This is a genomic window from Halosolutus gelatinilyticus, assembly GCF_023028105.1.
Classification (GTDB): domain Archaea; phylum Halobacteriota; class Halobacteria; order Halobacteriales; family Natrialbaceae; genus Halosolutus; species Halosolutus gelatinilyticus.
This window is the reverse complement of the sequence record NZ_CP095492.1, coordinates 42,673-58,255: the sequence shown is the minus strand read 5'-3', so window position 1 is coordinate 58,255 and position 15,583 is coordinate 42,673. Positions and strand designations below refer to the sequence as shown.

Here is a 15,583-nt window from a genome sequence, read left to right as displayed (position 1 = left end):
AAGAAACAACGGGATTTGGAACCGTATCTGTTTACACGTGTACTCCTGTAATGTGTTGGTAGTTATCACGGGCCAGTCCGCGGCAAATCACGATCTGTGAGGGGATCTATTCTATTTCTTATTGAGAAACGAGGGCGGAAGGGCGCCGGAAAACGCGATTACGCTACATCGTCGCGATCGAATCGAAGGGGAGTCGTCGCGCGAGGAAACCGCGCTGAGAGATCGTCATCGGGGGCCGAGACGCATTACGAGGTCAACGGTATCCCCGTTCGCTTCCTCCAGTAACGGTTGAGAGTGTCCATTTCGCCGCCGGGTTACGGCGATCGAGCTGCTGTTTTCGAGGGTTGATCTCGACCGATCTATCCCAGAAGGTGCTACCGAATCGGAACCGATGGCGGTGAATCCATACGAATAAGGTCGTCGAAGTACGAAGAGTCCATCCGATGACGAACGCACGCACGGGCCGCCCCGGTCGACGACGCCTGCGCTACGGACTGGTTTTTTTCCGACGTTCCCGACCGACGCGCGGGACCGGACCGCATCACGCGACGGTGCGATCGGGAGCGAAACGAACGGGATCGCACGTCGAACGATGACCGACGAGGAGCGGGCGGACGGACGCGACGGAAACGTACTGTACAGCCCCCCGGAATGGGCCCCGGTTCCCGGGGCGATGTATCCTCGAGTCGCCCGACTCGACCGCGACGGGGGGGACGGCACGACGCTCCTCGCAACGTTCGAGTGCTACGAAACCACGGGCAAAACCGGCACCGACGAGCCGTATTTTCCGATCTACCGAAGCACCGACGACGGTCGAACCTGGTCCCGGTTCTCCGAACTTCGGGATACCCAGCGCGGATGGGGGTTGCGGTACCAGCCGATGCTATTCGAGGCGCCGCGTCGGATCGGTCCCTGGGATGCGGGAACGGTCTTCGCCGTCAGCAACTCGATTCCGAACGACCGATCCCGGACGAGTATCGATCTCTACGCGAGCGAGGACGGCGGTCGAAACTGGTCGTACGTGAGCACCGTCGCCGCGGGCGGGAAAGCCGTTCCGGGACGCGGCGAGTCGCCGGTTTGGGCGCCCGAGCTGGCCGTCGACGCCGACGGGAATCTCGTCTGTTACTTCTCCGACGCGCGCCACTCGGACGACGGGTACAACCGCCTTATCGGGCACCGCGTATCGAAAGACGGCGGACGGACGTGGGAACCCGAAACGTTCGACGTCGCGATCGCGGACGACGAATCGACGCCGGGAATGCCGACTATCACGACCCTTCCGACGGGTCGGTATCTCCTCACCTACTTCATCGGCGGTCCGAAGCACGGGGGAAGCGTCTTCGTCAAAACGTCGCCGGACGGACGCGAGTGGGGCGCGCCCGCCGACGCGGGATCGCCGGTACGGGCCGACGACGGTCGTCAGTTTATCGAGGGGCCCTACGCGACGTGGGTTCCGTACGGCGGCGAAGACGGTACGATTCTGGTCGCGGGGAAGACGTTGCGCGACCGAAACCGAAATCCCGTTCCGGAGAGCGGCACGGTGCTCCTCGCCTCGACCGATCTAACGGGACGGGGTCCGTGGAAACCGATTTCGGCGCCGCTGTGGTACGACGACGAACTCGAGACCGGTCACCGCTCCGTCGGCTGGACGACCGCGTTGCTTCCGTCGGCGGACGGGACGTCGCTCCTGCAACTGACGTCGACGTATACCGGCCACGGAAAAACCGAAATCAGGTACGCGAGGGCGCCTCTGGAATCGCTTTTCGACGACGACCACGGCTCGAGCGACCGTTCGGGCGAGCGTTCGTCGCACCGGCACGTGAGCGATCATCCCCCGCAGGATACGCATCGACTGATCCGACAGTCGCGCGATTCGGCGCGGTCGGCGGAATCTCACCACGTCAAATCCATCGTCAAGGCGTTCGGCCTCCTCGAGGCGCTCGAACAGACGGGCGAGGTCGGTGTAACTGAACTGTCCAGACAGACCGGTATCGCGAAGAGCTCCGTCTACAAGTATCTCGACACGCTGCGGCACCTCGGATACGTGACGAAATCGGACGGGAACTACTCGGCGTCGCTCCGACTCTTCCACTTCGGGCAACGCATCCTGTCTCGCTACGAGGTCTACCAGATCGCACAACCCGAATTGGACGCCCTCTCCGAGAAAATCGGCGAAATGGTATCGCTGATCGTCGAGGAAGACGGTGACGCGGTATACCTGTACTGCACCTCCCCGCACGACGCGCAGACGATCGAAGAAGGAAGCCGCATGCCGATACACCTCTCTACCGGCGGCAAGGCGATTCTCTCGTATCGATCGCGCGAGTACGTCGAGGACGTTCTCGAGGACACCGCGTTCGACATCGATCGCCAGAATTTTCGCGCCGACCTGCAGAAAGCTCGCGACAACCGCGTCATCATCGACCAGAATCCGAACAATCAACTGGAGTACAACGCCGGGTTGCTCGAGAAACGGTGGCACTCCTTCGGTCAGCAGCGGGTCGACGATCAGATCTATCGGATCGCCGTTCCGATCCGGGACGTAGAGGACCGGGGGGTCGCCGCGATAGAGGTCATCGGGTTCGAGTTTAGCCTGAACTCTCGCCGCCTGCAGGAGGAACTCGTCCCGCTGCTGGTTTCGGCCGGAAAGTCGATCGAAACCGATCTGCTGAGCGAATAGCACGACGCGGTGCCGCCTCGGTCCGTTGGTCCGGGTTATCGGTTCCGCTCCGAGGCGTTACAGAAGGTCGAAGAGTGGGCCTACGACTGAAGTACAGTCGCGGACGGACATCGAGCGCGGGACAGCATCCGGCTAGGCCGGTTCGAGAAGGGAGCGGTCGCAGAAGTGGCTCGGGTAGGCTGCTCGCAGACCCGCTCGGCGAGTGCTTCACGGCAGAACGCGACGAAAACCGTCGCTGAAACTGCCTCACGCGACGATCGATTACCGTCGACACCTCAGTCGCGGAGGACCGACACGTCGAAAACGGGTTTGCAGGTCCCGCCCTCGAGGAACGTCTCGAACGCTTCGTCGGCCTCGAGTAGACTGAATCGGTCGTCGAGGAACGTCTCGAGGTCGACGTCGCCGGATTCGATCAGCCGAAGCGAGCGCTCGAAGTCCTCCCACATCGAGGCGTACGAACACTGGAGGTCCATTTCGGCGCGGACGAGCGGCGAGTACTCCATCGTCGTCTCGCCGGTCTGGCCGACCATCACGATCTGACCGCCTTTCCGAACCTCGTCGACGGCCATCGTCAGGCCGGACGGATGGCCCGTCGTGTCGAAGACCACGTCGTAGCCGACGCCGTCCGTCAGTTCGTCGCGCGCGTTCTCGAGGCCGTCGTCCTCGACGTTGAGCGTCTCGAATCCGAGCTCTTCGGCGAGCGGCAGGCGGTAGGTCGTGTCCTGACCGACCCCGGCGACGACCACGTCTCCACCCTGCGAATCGGCGATCTGGGCGGTCAACAGGCCGATCGGCCCCGGGCCGGCGATCATGACGCGATCGCCGGCGCCGACGCGGGAGTTCTGGATGACCGCGCGGGCGCCGATGCTCGTCGGCTCGACGAGCGCCGCGTGGCGCGGATCGACGTCCGCGGTCACGCGCTGGAGCGCGTCCGGCGGAACGGCGATATAGCCGGCGTACGCGCCGTGGTGATCGACGCCGGTGATGACCGCGTTCTGGCAGACGTTTTCCTCGCCGAGGTTACACTGGTAGCAGGAGCCACAGCCGCGGATCGGTCGCTCGACGACGCGGTCGCCGACATCGAACGCCGTGACGTCCTCGCCGGTTTCGACGACCCGGCCGGTGTACTCGTGTCCGATGACGGTGGGCAGGTTCATCCGTTCGAACGCCGATTTGAACTTGTAGATCCCCGCGTCGCTCCCGCAGAGACCCGCGTAGTCGACCTCGATCAGGACTTCGTCGGCCGCCGGTTCCGGCCGCTGTAGATCGACGAGTTCCATCGCACCGTGCTCTCTGGCAGTCTTCGCAAGTCCACGCATTGTAGCACTGGTACGTCGTTCGGCGGCGGCTATAGTTTTATTGGACGCCCTTCCCGTTCGCCGACTGCGGCCGTCGGCCTCGACCTTCCGTCTCCGACGGGCGTACAGTTCGCGAACCGGACCGTCCGGAATGCGAAGAATTACGCCGGCTCACGCGAAACGGTTGCACATGCCATCGCTCGATCGCGTCGAACCGATACCCGTGGCCGACGGTACGATCGACGACGAGTTCTGGAACCACTGGATCGACCTCACCCGCGCGGACCTCCTCGAGTACCAGTACGAGCAACTCGAAGAAAGCGGCTGTCTCGAGAACTTCCGCCGCGCGGCCGACGGCGCCGACGGCGGATTTAGGGGAATGTGGTTCGCCGATTCGGACGCGTACAAGTGGCTCGAGGCGGCGAGTTACGTCCTCGCGACTCGCGAGGACGCCGCGCTCCGCCGGCGCGTCGACGAGGTGATCGACCTCGTCGCGGCCGCACAGGAGGACGACGGCTACCTGAACACGTACTTCGCGCTCGAGGAACCGGAACGCAAGTGGACCAACCTCAATATGATGCACGAACTGTACTGCGCCGGCCACCTCATCGAGGCCGCCGTCGCACACTACCGGGCGACCGACGAGACCGCGCTGCTCGACGTCGCGACGGCGCTCGCCGACCGCGTCGACGAACTCTTCGGCGACGAGATCGACGGCGTTCCGGGCCACCAGGAGATCGAACTCGCCCTGGTCGAACTCGGACGAGCGACCGGCGACGATCGCTACGTCGACCTTGCCCAGTACTTCGTCGAGCTACGGGGTCGCGACGACTGCCTCGAGCGGGAGTTCGAACGGCTCGACGAGATCGCCGGCTACGATCCCGAGGACGGCGGCATCGCGGCGGGTGCCCGCGAGGTGTTCTACGAAGACGGCGAGTACGACGGGAGCTACGCCCAGGCGCACACGCCGTTTTTCGAACAGGAGACCGTCGAGGGGCACTCGGTTCGCGCGATGTACTTCTTCGCCGGCGTCGCCGACGTCGCCGCGGAAACCGGCGACGAGGCCCTGCTCGACCATCTCGAGTCGCTCTGGGAGAACATGACGGAGAAACGGACGTACGTCACCGGCGGCATCGGCTCGAGTGCCCACGGGGAGCGGTTCACCGACGACTACCACCTCCCGAACGAGACGGCGTACGCCGAGACGTGTGCGGCGATCGGGAGCGTCTTCTGGAATCAGCGACTGTTCGGACTCACCGGCGACGCCAGGTACGCCGACCTCATCGAACGAACGCTGTACAACGCCGTTCTCGCGGGCATCTCCTCCGACGGCGGCGAGTTCTTCTACGACAATCGCCTCGAGAGCGACGGGGATCACCACCGACAGGGCTGGTTCGACTGCGCGTGCTGTCCGCCGAACGTCGCGCGACTCTTCGCCTCGCTCGGGCGCTACCTGTACGCGACGGGCGAGCGGCGTCTGTACGTCACCCAGTACGTGGGAAGCTCGGCGACGGCGACGATCGGCGGAGCGGACGTCGAAATCGAGCAGGCGTCCGGCCTCCCCTGGGACGGCGACGCGACGATCGACGTTCGGGCGGCGACTCCGACCGAATTCACGCTCTTCCTCCGACTCCCCGAGTGGCGCGACGACGAGTCCGTCCGCGTCAACGGCGAGGAGGTCTCCACCGCTGCCGTCGACGGCTATCTCCCTCTCGAGCGCGAGTGGGACGACGATCGGATCGAGATCGCGTTCGGACAATCCGTCGTCCCCGTCGAAGCGCATCCGGCCGTCGAAGCCGACGCCGGGCGGGTCGCGCTCACTCGGGGGCCGCTCGTCTACTGTCTCGAGGGCGCCGACAACGAGCGACCGCTCCACCAGTATCGGATCGACGGCGAGTCGAATTTCGAGGCGTCCTCTCGGGACGACCTTCTCGGCGGCGTCGTCACCGTCGACGGCGACGCGACGGTCCCCGACCTCGAGGATTGGGACGGCGAACTGTACCGGCCGGCGTCGGAGACGACGCGACGGGCGACGTCGATCACCGCCGTCCCGTACTACGCGTGGGACAATCGCGATCCGGGCGAGATGCGGGTCTGGCTCCGCGGCGATACGTAAGCGCTGTCCCGGTCCGAGCCGCCGCATCTCGATCTCGGGGTGACTACCCCTCAGCCCGATACTCGAGCGGACGTTTCGACGGGCGATTTACGCGGACACGGACGGGCCGTCCGACGACGCCGATACCTGCCGATCGTTGTGTCCGAGGTGGCCGAACGAAAGTGCTCGGCGACGGGGCAATACTGCGATATCGCGGCGATCGATCGTCGCGTTCTCGGAAGTGAGTATACGCGTACAATGGTAACAATTCGCACCGGAGTATCGAGCGGTGAGCTATCCGTCCGGCTTCAACGGACGGTTCAGGAGTACGTCATGTTAACCTCGATCACGTTAGCGGTGCTCAGTACGTTCTTGGGGATCTCGCCCTCGAAGACCCTGTCGTCGAACCGGTTCGTCGGCCCGGACACGCTGATCGCACCCAGGGGGTCGTTATTTTCGTCGCAAATCGGCGCCGCGACGCAGCGCATCCCGATGACGCGCTCCTCGTCGTCGATCGCGTACCCTCGCTCGCGGATCTCCTTGAGCTCGGCCTTCAGTTCGGCTTCGTCCGTGATCGTCTGGTCGGTCACCGACGGCAATCCGTGCCGATCGATGATCTCGTCGACGTCGGATTCCGGTCGGTACGAGAGGATCGACTTTCCGAGCGCCGTCGTGTGGAGGTGCACGCGCTTTCCGATGTAGGTGTCGAGGTTGACCGCGGCGTCACCTTTGAACTTGTTGAGGAAGATCCCCTTCCCGTGTTCTTCGATCATGAGGTTGGCGTGTTCGCCGGTCTCCTCGGCGAGCGTTCTGATTTCCGGCGACGCGACCTGGTACAACTTCATCTGGCTGCGGGCGAACCCGCCGAGTTCGAGGAACCGAGCGCCGACGTGATAGGTGCCGTTCTCGTTGACCAGATACTCCGCCTCGTTCAGCGTCTGCAGGTGGTCGTGAACCGTGCTCTTGGGCATGTCGAGTTCGCCGGCGAGCTCGGCGACGCCCGCGCCGTTGAGGTCGTGGAGCGTCTCGATTATTCGGAACGTCGTCGCAGCGGCCTGAACCGGATACCTGGCTTGTCGTGACATTTGGTGTACAATGGCAGTACTCCTATTTAACAATTGTCCGGTATGGCCGGACCGTTTGCTCGCCGAGATCGGTCGGAAATCACGACGTAGTTGATTATTTTATAACACTGAAACCGATGCGTGTTTGAAATAATTTTGCTATCGAGGAGAATTGTGGGAACAATCCATCGAATATCGGAGATTATTTACAATAGGCCAATGGTTATGGGCCGTAGCGGAATGAGCCGATCGTCCGCGACCGACGGCCGCTCTGACGGAGACGGCGATCGTGGCCGACGACTACCCTGAGACGGGCAACCGCCCCCCGCGCCCTCGACGTTGAGCGCGGTTGCACGGCCTCGACTTCGGGCAGCCGCTCGTCCGGGTCGAACCCGAGCGCCCGTTCTAGCGAAACGACTATCAAGATTTAGGACGATATCCTTCTATGGCCATCGATGCCGACGAAACCGAAGCCGATCCTTCAGATCCGTCATTACCGTTCCGAAGCTCGCTCGCCGCACTCGAACCGATTCGCTCCTCGTTTCCACTGAAGCTCGCGGCGGCAGGGATCCTCTTCGTCGTGGTCGGATTCGTGCTCAATTCCGGCGTCTGGGCCGGGATACTACCGATCTGGGGCTTCGCGCTCGTGTTGGTCGGATTGGGATCGTACTCCTTTATCACCCTCTCCCAGCGCGGATCGCAGGGTTGAGCCCCCTACGGCCGATTGTCGCAGTCACCGTCACGGTCCCGCTCGAGTCAGTCCTCGAACCGCACTAAAGCAGTGACCGAGTCAGTAAGCCCCAGGAGAGACCGGAGCAGCGAGACGCAGCAGGAAACGAGCCGATGAACGGCGACAACCGAGTTAGTCCGACGAGTCCGGAATCGGCGGGCTCTCCCAGTACTCGTGGTCGTCGTCCGCGCGGAAGCACGCGGTCTCCTGTGCGCGCGTGTCGTCGCTGAGATCGATCATGCCGGGATCCTGTTTTCGGCAGATCTCCCTGGCTTCGGGGCAGCGGGTGTGGTACCGACAGCCCGACGGTATGTTCTTCTGGTCGGGGATGTCGATCGTCCGGATCGGACTTTCGTCGGGATCGTCCACCTCGTCGGGTTCGAGCTCGGGCGTCGCCCATCGCAACGCCTTGGTGTACGGGTGCTTGGGATCGTGGATGATCCGCTCGGCCGAGCCGATCTCGACGAGCTCGCCGAGGTACATCACGCCGATCCGCCCGCCGGTTTTCTCGGCGAGATACCGGGCGTTCGAGAGGTCGTGAGAGATGAACAGGAACGACGTATCGAACGAGTCCTGGAGCTCGATCATCAGGTCCATCATCCCGACGCGCAGGGAGACGTCGAGCGCCGACACCGCCTCGTCGGCCAGGATGAGGTCGGGGTTGACCAGCATCGAACGGATCAACGCGACCCGCTGTTGTTCGCCGCCCGACAGCTGGTGGGGGTAGCGTTCGATGTAGTCTTCGGGCGGGCTGATACCGACGTATTCGAGCATGCCGAGGATGCGCTCGATCCGGTCGTTTCCGTCGAGTTCGGGGTGCCAGCGCTTGAGCGGTTGCTCGAGGATCGTCCGCACGCGCTGGTGGGAGTTCAACGCGCTGCCGGGATCCTGGTGAACGATCTGCAGCGCGCGTCGGATCTCCTTGTCGGCGATCGTGCTTCCGGAGGCGCCCTCCCAGACGTCCCGACCGCGGTACTCGATCGAGCCCTCGGTCGGCGTCTGGAGGCCGACGGCAGTCTTGCCGAGGGTCGTCTTCCCGCAGCCGCTCTCGCCGACCAGCACGAGCACGTCGTTTTCGTAGATGTCGAGTGAGACCCCGTCGACGGCCGTGACCACCTCGGAGTCGCCGAAGTCGAGCAGCCCATCGTTCTCGGAGCCGAACCGAACTTCGATGTCCGACAGCGACACCAGCGGCTCCCCCGAGGCCTTGGCGACGGCGCTTTGCACCGTCCGTCCGTCGTCGCTCTCGGCGAAGGCGACGTCGATGTCGTCGATCGACTGTTTCCAGTGGTGGCAGTGAACGTCGTGATCCGGGCCGGCGTCGTAGGGACCGGGATCGGTGTCGACACAGTCCGCGTCGGCCAGCGGACACCGCGGGTGGTACGAACAGCCGTTCGGGATGTTGACCGGGTCCGGGCTCTCGCCCTCGATCGGACGCATCTCCTCTAACGGCGCCGAGAGGTTCGGCGTGGCGTTCAGGAGCGCGCGCGTGTAGGGGTGGGCCGGATTTTCGAGAATCGCTTCGGAGGGGCCGATCTCCGCGAACTCGAACGCGTAGAGGACCGCCAGGCGATCGGCGACGTCCGCGACCAGCGGCAGGTCGTGCGTGATGAACACGATCGTGAGGTCGTGTTTCTCCTTAATCTCCTCGAGCAGCGAGACGATCGACCGCTGCATCAGGAGATCGAGCGCCGCCGTCGGCTCGTCCATCACCAGCAGATCCGGTTCGAGCACGAGACTGAGCGCGATGAGCACGCGCTGTTTCATCCCGCCCGAGAGTTCGTGGGGATAGGACTCGAGCATCCGCTCGGGGTCGAGGTAGAGGTCCGATAGCAGTTCTCTCGCCCGCTCGAGCCCCCGATCGACGTTGTAGTCGTGGGCGCTGAGCGTCTCGACGAAGTGCGTCCGAATCTTCACCACCGGGTTGAACGAACTCATCGCCCCCTGGAAGACCATCGAAATCTCCTCCCAGCGGAGCTGCTTGAGCTCGGCTTTCGAGAGACCGAGGACGTCGACCGGATCGCCGCCTTCGGGGTAGTAGGTGACGTCGCCGGTGGTGACGCCCGGCGCCGGAACCGCGTCGAGCAGGGCCGAGGCGAACATCGACTTGCCGGAGCCGCTCTCGCCGATCACGCCGAGGATCTCGTTCCGTTCGATGTCGATGCTGACCTCGTTGAGGACGCGCGACTGGCCTCTATCCATGCCGAACTCGACGGATGCGTCGCGCATCTCGACGATGACGTCTTCGAGGGGCGGTTCGGCGAAACTCGCGTCGGATTCGGAGACCGTCATCGACACACCTCATTTCGGACGATCGGTCGATCGTCGCTGCGATCGATAGCGTTGCGGATTGTGTTGTGTTGGTCGTTCATACTACGATTACACCTGGGTCATTTGGGTCGTCTCCGCTTCCGAGTCCGGTTCGATAGCGTCGCCGCTGCCTCGTTCGTGTCGCGCTCTCGCGCGAGGGTTGAACACGCGGTCCAGCGACTGAGCGAGCAGGATGAGTCCGATCGCGATACCCGAGATGGCGATCATCGGGACGAGCAGCCAGTGGTAGGCGGCGGGCCGATAGAGCGCGCCGGCGTGGTACGCGTTGCTTAGCATGACGCCCCAGTTGGAGTCGGAGAACGGCAATACGCCCAGAAAGTACAGCGCGACCGCCGCGAAGATGATCGATCGGGCCGCGTTCACCATGTTCACCACGACGTACGGCATCAAGTGCGGAAGGATCTCTCTCGAAAGGACCCACCGCGTCGGGAGATCCATCGCCCGCGCCGATTCGACGAACGACTCGCTCCGGAGCGTCAGCACCTGCGATCGGATCGCGCGGGCGAGCCCCGCCCACGCCGCGACCGCCAGGAGGGCTCCGAGGGCGACGGGGTTGTTGATCCACTCTTCTAACAGCGTGGCGAGAACGATGACCAGCGGGAGTCCGGGAATGTTGATGAACACGTCGGTGATCGTGCTGAGCACGGTGTCGATCATCCCGCCTTTGTACCCGGCCACCACGCCGAAGAACGTGCCGACGGCGACGGTGAATATCGCGCCCGAAGCCATCATGACGAGGATCGAGGGCGTCGAGTGAACCGTCATCGCCAGGATGTCCCGCCCCGATGAGGTCGTCCCGAGCGGGAACTGCCAGTTCTCGAACGGACCGAGCAACCGCGGCCCGTGGGCTGGATGCGTCGGCTCGACCAGGTAGACCCCGGCGGTACCCAAGAGGACGTAGACGCTGAGGATCGCGAAGCCGGCCACCGCCCGCCAGTCGTCTCGCAGGATCGACCACGGCGTTCGAACGAACCCCTCGAGGAAGCGATCGATCCGGTCGCCGCGCGTCTCCTCGACGGACGAGGTCGTTTCGAACGGCGAGTCGACCATTCCGCCGTCGCTTCGCACCGTCGCGGAGCCGTCGGTCGGGTCCGGGTTCACACCCGAACTCGAATTCGCGCTCGAACCCTCGGATCTGGATCCGGATCCGCCGGGGATCAATTCGTCGACCGACGTCGACTCCGAATCGTACGCTCGCGTCGACGGAGTGGAATCGTCCTCAGAACGCTTCACGGTTCTCACTCCCCGCACGGGGATCGATTTTGCCGTACGTTAGATCCGCGATCAACAGCGCGATCACGACCGCGATCGTGATGACGGTAAACGCGCCCATCATCAGCGGGTAGTCGCGCGCTCGAACGGCCTGGATCATGTAGTATCCCATACCGCGGTACGAGAAAATCTCTTCGAGGACGATGGCGCCGCCGAACATCGAGCCGATGGCGATCATCAGCCCGGTGTACATCGGGAGGATCGCGTTGCGGGCGACGTACCGGACGGCGATCGTCCGGTCGGCCAAGCCGCGGAGTCGGGCGACTCGCAGGTAGTCCTCGCCGAGTACGCGGATACTGTTTCCGCGCATCGTCAGCGAGGCCACGCCCGACCCGACGAACATCGAGAAAACGGGCAACGCCGCGTGGTGGATGACCCCCAACATGAACGGCAGGTTGAACCCGGCTTCGACCCCCTCGGGCCGACGACCCGACGTCGGGAACCAGTTGAGCCGGTAGGCGAAGGTGATCAACAGCAGTAGCGCGAGTACGTAGAAGGGGATCGACGTGATGATCGTCGCGTAGCCGGTGATCGCGACGTCGAACTTGCTGCCTTCCCAGTAGGCCATCAGGGCGCCGAGCGAGATGCCGACCGCAAAGCCGATGAAAATCGCCCAGCTCATGACGAACACCGTCCACGGGATCGCGTCGCCCATGATCGCCGCGACCGACGCGTTCTGGCTGATCGACTGCCCCATGTCTCCCTGGAGCATGGCGATCATGTAATCCACGTAGGCGACGTGGATCGGGTCCTGAGGATTGATGTTCATGTACACCTCTGCGAGTTCGTAGGCCTCCTGGGGATTGTCGAGTTCCGGGCCGACCCGCGCGACGAACGCGTCGACCGGGTTCCCGGGCATCATTCGCGTCAAGAAGAACGCCAGCGTCATCACCGCCCAGACGGTGAACACGGCCTGTCCGAACCGTCGTATCTTCCAGTTCATCTGTATAACAACGTAGTATGGTAGTCTAATTAGTGTTATCGTATTTCACACCCCGGTGACTCGAACGTTCGAGCCGGGTGTGTCGCTTCTATTCCTGATACGGGATCAGTTCGGCGTCCGGAATTTTCGTCAGGTTGAACTCGGCGACGCGGTTGTCGAGCAGTTCGTCGGGAGCGTCGACGTGCCACTTGTCGGCTCGGATGGCGCCGTAGTCGCCGGCGATGACGCACCCGTACATCGGCAGCACCTGATTGTACCACCAGGTGAGCCGTCGGAGGTGCTCGTTGTCGCCGGTGAGGTGTAGCTGTTCGATCTCGTCCATGACGTTGATCTCCATGGTCTCGTCGGCGTCGGGGTTCCCGATCTCCGCGGGCACCTCCCAGGTCTCGCCTTTGTAGTCCGCGTGGTTCAGTTGGCTGAACCACTCCCAGACGAAGTCGACGTACGTCAGACCCATGATGGAAAACACCGGGTGGTTGTCGAACAGGATGTCGTGGTTGCCGTTGAACCGACCCTCTCCGTAGGTCGCCTCGTCCACCGCGTTGACGTTCGCCTGGAACCCGAACTCCTGCAGCTGGTGGTTGATGGAGTCGAGCGCGTCGACCTGCACGCTCGTACTCGACTGGCCGAGCAAGACGAGTTCGGCCGGTTCGCCGTCCTCGCCGTACCACTGGCCGTCGTCGCGCTCGAATCCGGCTTCCTCCATGAGCGCCGCGGCACGCTCTCGGTCCGTCTCGTAGGAATCGTAGCCCTCGACATCGACCAGGCCCTGTTCGACCGCCGTCTGATTGAGGAACGTCGACGGGAGTTCGTAGAGCCGATATTGCTCGGGGACCGACGCCCAGAGCTGCTCGCGGTCGATCGCGCAGGCGATCGCCTTTCGGACCCGTTCGTCCGCCGTGATCGGCTGGTTGGTCGGGTTGCTGGCCGGCGAATCGGGGAAGTCGTAGTTGCCGAAGTTGAACAGGACTGACCAGAGGTGATTGTAGTCCCGGTTGATCTCGTGGTGGTCCGGCAGTTGCTTCATGATGTCGGGCGACTTGGGCAGGGTGAGTGCGATCGCGTCGACCGAATTTTCGATGAACGCCAGCACCTGGTCTTCGTGGTGCTCGATGGCGTACTCGGTAAAGTAGATGTTGTCCGCGTTGGGATGGTCGTCGTAGACTTCCGCGACGAAGGTGGTATCGGTGACCTCTTTGAGCTTGAACGGACCGTTCCCGACCACTTCGTCGACGCTCGGTGACCACTCCTGGAAGTCCGAGACGAGTCGCGTCGCTTCGTCGCTGTCGGGATCCACGTTCTGGAGGTCGTCGCGCCACTTCCCGAAGGAGGGCGATCCCACGCCCTCCTCTTTTATTATCACCATGGCGGCGAGCTCGTTGATGAGCACGGACTCCAGAGCGTAGTCGTCGCGCAGGTGGAACCGCATGGCGTAGTCGTCGACGGCTTCGTAATCCTCGATGTAGTCGCTCGGGAGCGAATCCGGAGACGTGATCTCGGAAATCGCGAAGTTGATATCCCAGTCCGTCTTCCAGTCGTGGACGGTGACCCGATCGCCGTTGTGCCAGGTCCACTCGTCGCTGAACTCGACGAGGATCGATCCGTCCTCTTTTTCCCAATTGTCCGCGATTACGCCCTGAAACGTATCGTGACTCTGGTAGTGAATGAGGACCGGATCGTAGATCAGTCCCGGCGGATCGAAGTTCGCGATCTCGTGGGACGGATCGTACGGGTTCCACGACGCGTTGTCCATTCCGTACGTTCCGCGGTGGAGGGCCTTGGTAAATCGCTTATCGACGCGTTCTTCGACCGGATCGCCGTAATCGGTTTCGCCGCCGCCCCCCATACACCCTGCGAGCGCCGCAGCACCACCGCCGATCCCCGCCTTGAGAGCGGTCCGTCGGCTAAGCCACCCAGTCTGGTCTCTGTTATCAGCTGGCATCGGGTACCGATTCATGATCATATACTAAATAGGTTTCGATAATCACAATCTCACGCGCGACCACTACTCGCGCGGTCGATCGTGCTGGCCGTCTCGGGACGATCGCGACCCCGTGGGAACCTATTTGTCGATCCGTTCGTAACTACTACTCGATGGACCGCACGCGCTCGGTGTTGAAGCTGGTGTTCGGGATCAACGTCCTCTTCTTGCTCCTGCTCGGCTTCTCGTATCCCTACCTCGAGCCGGGCACCGACTCATACGTCGTCGCCGCGATGTCGGCCGCACTCTGTCTCACGATGGTAGTCGTCGTCGCGATCATCACCTACTTCGACTGGGGTGTTTTCGACGCGTACTGACGGAGCGGGACGACACGCCGATCACAAACGCGCGATGCGAGCCGGCGGGCCGAACCGAGCGTTCGGCACTCCGGCTCTCGACCGAGGAGATGAGCCGGGAGCGCGAGCGGTACGCTTATCGAGGTCTTCGAGGAGCTAGGGGTTCCGTGCGCTCTTTTCCGTCGGGCTATCGTTGCGGAAGGGATGACGTCGCCAAGCGGACCATCTCGTGCGCGATCGGGCTACCAACTCTTATACGCGAGCGTACAGCTGTCGACGCAGTAAGTCGGCGCGGTCTGAAGACGCACAATGAGGTTGATTCACACGGATGGTCCGCTATTACCGGACGAACGTCGACCGTTTCGACGGGTTTGACCGCGAAGAGCCGGAAACTATTACACCTGTACGAGTGTAATATATCTCTGACCGCCGCAACTGAGAAGCGCCGGCGATCGATGTACCGTTCGAGCACCGCTCGATCGGGGCGCGTCGAATCGGGAGCATCAGGGTATTTTTGCCGGGTTTCCGGCGAATCGGATCCGCCGAGATAACCGATTTCTCAATACTGTCCGGTAAGACCGAACGATTGAGTCGGATATCCGCTCGAAAACCCGACTCGATCGTCTTTGCCGCTCATTTCCGTCCCGTGTTACCGTTCAGTGAGTCGTCGTCACGCCGAATTCGTCCGGCAATACCGTACGAATTTTAAAATTCACTACCCCGTGACGATCCGGGACGCGCTGGATTCGAGATCGGTCTCACCTGGGTCGGATCTGCGAATGTCGGTGCTCGTCGCCAGAATGGGCCGACAACGCTCGACTACGAGCCACGAAGTGCCTTCGCGGGACCGGGATCTACGGCGTTCGAGCAAGGGCTCGGAGAACCGCCGGCGA

At 63.0% G+C, this 15,583-nt stretch carries 10 protein-coding genes; 4 read left to right on the top strand and 6 right to left on the bottom strand.

Annotation, left to right across the window (positions count from 1 at the left end; all coding sequences use genetic code 11):
- Positions 1 to 592: 592 nt before the first annotated feature.
- On the top strand, positions 593 to 2,680 hold the full coding sequence (locus MUH00_RS19495; RefSeq protein WP_247004427.1) for an IclR family transcriptional regulator domain-containing protein: 2,088 nt from the start codon (positions 593 to 595) through the stop codon (positions 2,678 to 2,680).
- Between the two features lie 275 nt (positions 2,681 to 2,955).
- Here MUH00_RS19495 and MUH00_RS19490 read toward each other — a convergent pair whose 3' ends face one another.
- Positions 2,956 to 3,999 (bottom strand): zinc-dependent alcohol dehydrogenase, encoded by a 1,044-nt coding sequence (locus MUH00_RS19490; protein ID WP_247004425.1) that lies wholly within the window; start codon positions 3,997 to 3,999, stop codon positions 2,956 to 2,958.
- Between the two features lie 169 nt (positions 4,000 to 4,168).
- On the opposite strand from MUH00_RS19490, the gene MUH00_RS19485 reads away from it, so the two are divergent.
- Entirely contained in the window at positions 4,169 to 6,094 is a 1,926-nt protein-coding gene (locus MUH00_RS19485; RefSeq protein WP_247004423.1) for a glycoside hydrolase family 127 protein, read from the top strand.
- A gap of 299 nt (positions 6,095 to 6,393) precedes the next feature.
- Here the strand turns inward: MUH00_RS19485 and MUH00_RS19480 are convergent, their stop codons facing one another.
- Positions 6,394 to 7,158: an IclR family transcriptional regulator gene (locus MUH00_RS19480; RefSeq protein WP_247004421.1), complete on the bottom strand. Its 765-nt coding sequence runs from the start codon at positions 7,156 to 7,158 to the stop codon at positions 6,394 to 6,396.
- A gap of 424 nt (positions 7,159 to 7,582) precedes the next feature.
- Between MUH00_RS19480 and MUH00_RS19475 the strand changes: the two genes are divergently transcribed.
- Positions 7,583 to 7,846 (top strand): hypothetical protein, encoded by a 264-nt coding sequence (locus MUH00_RS19475; protein WP_247004419.1) that lies wholly within the window; start codon positions 7,583 to 7,585, stop codon positions 7,844 to 7,846.
- A gap of 153 nt (positions 7,847 to 7,999) precedes the next feature.
- Here MUH00_RS19475 and MUH00_RS19470 read toward each other — a convergent pair whose 3' ends face one another.
- From MUH00_RS19470 to MUH00_RS19455, 4 genes are all read right to left on the bottom strand, one after another.
- On the bottom strand, positions 8,000 to 10,159 hold the full coding sequence (locus MUH00_RS19470) for an ABC transporter ATP-binding protein (protein ID WP_247004417.1): 2,160 nt from the start codon (positions 10,157 to 10,159) through the stop codon (positions 8,000 to 8,002).
- An 87-nt stretch (positions 10,160 to 10,246) separates the two neighbouring features.
- A complete protein-coding gene (locus tag MUH00_RS19465; RefSeq protein ID WP_247004415.1) occupies positions 10,247 to 11,299 on the bottom strand; it encodes an ABC transporter permease in 1,053 nt (350 codons plus the stop codon).
- Between the two features lie 118 nt (positions 11,300 to 11,417).
- On the bottom strand, positions 11,418 to 12,413 hold the full coding sequence (locus MUH00_RS19460) for an ABC transporter permease (protein WP_247004413.1): 996 nt from the start codon (positions 12,411 to 12,413) through the stop codon (positions 11,418 to 11,420).
- Positions 12,414 to 12,501: 88 nt separating this feature from the next.
- Positions 12,502 to 14,355, bottom strand: coding sequence for an ABC transporter substrate-binding protein (locus tag MUH00_RS19455; RefSeq protein ID WP_247004411.1), 1,854 nt, complete (start codon positions 14,353 to 14,355; stop codon positions 12,502 to 12,504).
- Between the two features lie 152 nt (positions 14,356 to 14,507).
- Here MUH00_RS19455 and MUH00_RS19450 point away from each other — a divergent pair, with 152 nt between their 5' ends.
- A complete protein-coding gene (locus MUH00_RS19450) occupies positions 14,508 to 14,711 on the top strand; it encodes a hypothetical protein (RefSeq protein WP_247004409.1) in 204 nt (67 codons plus the stop codon).
- The last annotated feature ends 872 nt before the right edge of the window (positions 14,712 to 15,583 follow it).

Coding starts and splice junctions, on each gene's coding strand:
- MUH00_RS19495 (WP_247004427.1), top strand. CDS start 593: ATGACCGACGAGGAGCGGGCGGACGGACGCGACGGAAACGTACTGTAC.
- MUH00_RS19490 (WP_247004425.1), bottom strand. CDS start 3,999: ATGCGTGGACTTGCGAAGACTGCCAGAGAGCACGGTGCGATGGAACTC.
- MUH00_RS19485 (WP_247004423.1), top strand. CDS start 4,169: ATGCCATCGCTCGATCGCGTCGAACCGATACCCGTGGCCGACGGTACG.
- MUH00_RS19480 (WP_247004421.1), bottom strand. CDS start 7,158: ATGTCACGACAAGCCAGGTATCCGGTTCAGGCCGCTGCGACGACGTTC.
- MUH00_RS19475 (WP_247004419.1), top strand. CDS start 7,583: ATGGCCATCGATGCCGACGAAACCGAAGCCGATCCTTCAGATCCGTCA.
- MUH00_RS19470 (WP_247004417.1), bottom strand. CDS start 10,159: ATGACGGTCTCCGAATCCGACGCGAGTTTCGCCGAACCGCCCCTCGAA.
- MUH00_RS19460 (WP_247004413.1), bottom strand. CDS start 12,413: ATGAACTGGAAGATACGACGGTTCGGACAGGCCGTGTTCACCGTCTGG.
- MUH00_RS19455 (WP_247004411.1), bottom strand. CDS start 14,355: ATGCCAGCTGATAACAGAGACCAGACTGGGTGGCTTAGCCGACGGACC.
- MUH00_RS19450 (WP_247004409.1), top strand. CDS start 14,508: ATGGACCGCACGCGCTCGGTGTTGAAGCTGGTGTTCGGGATCAACGTC.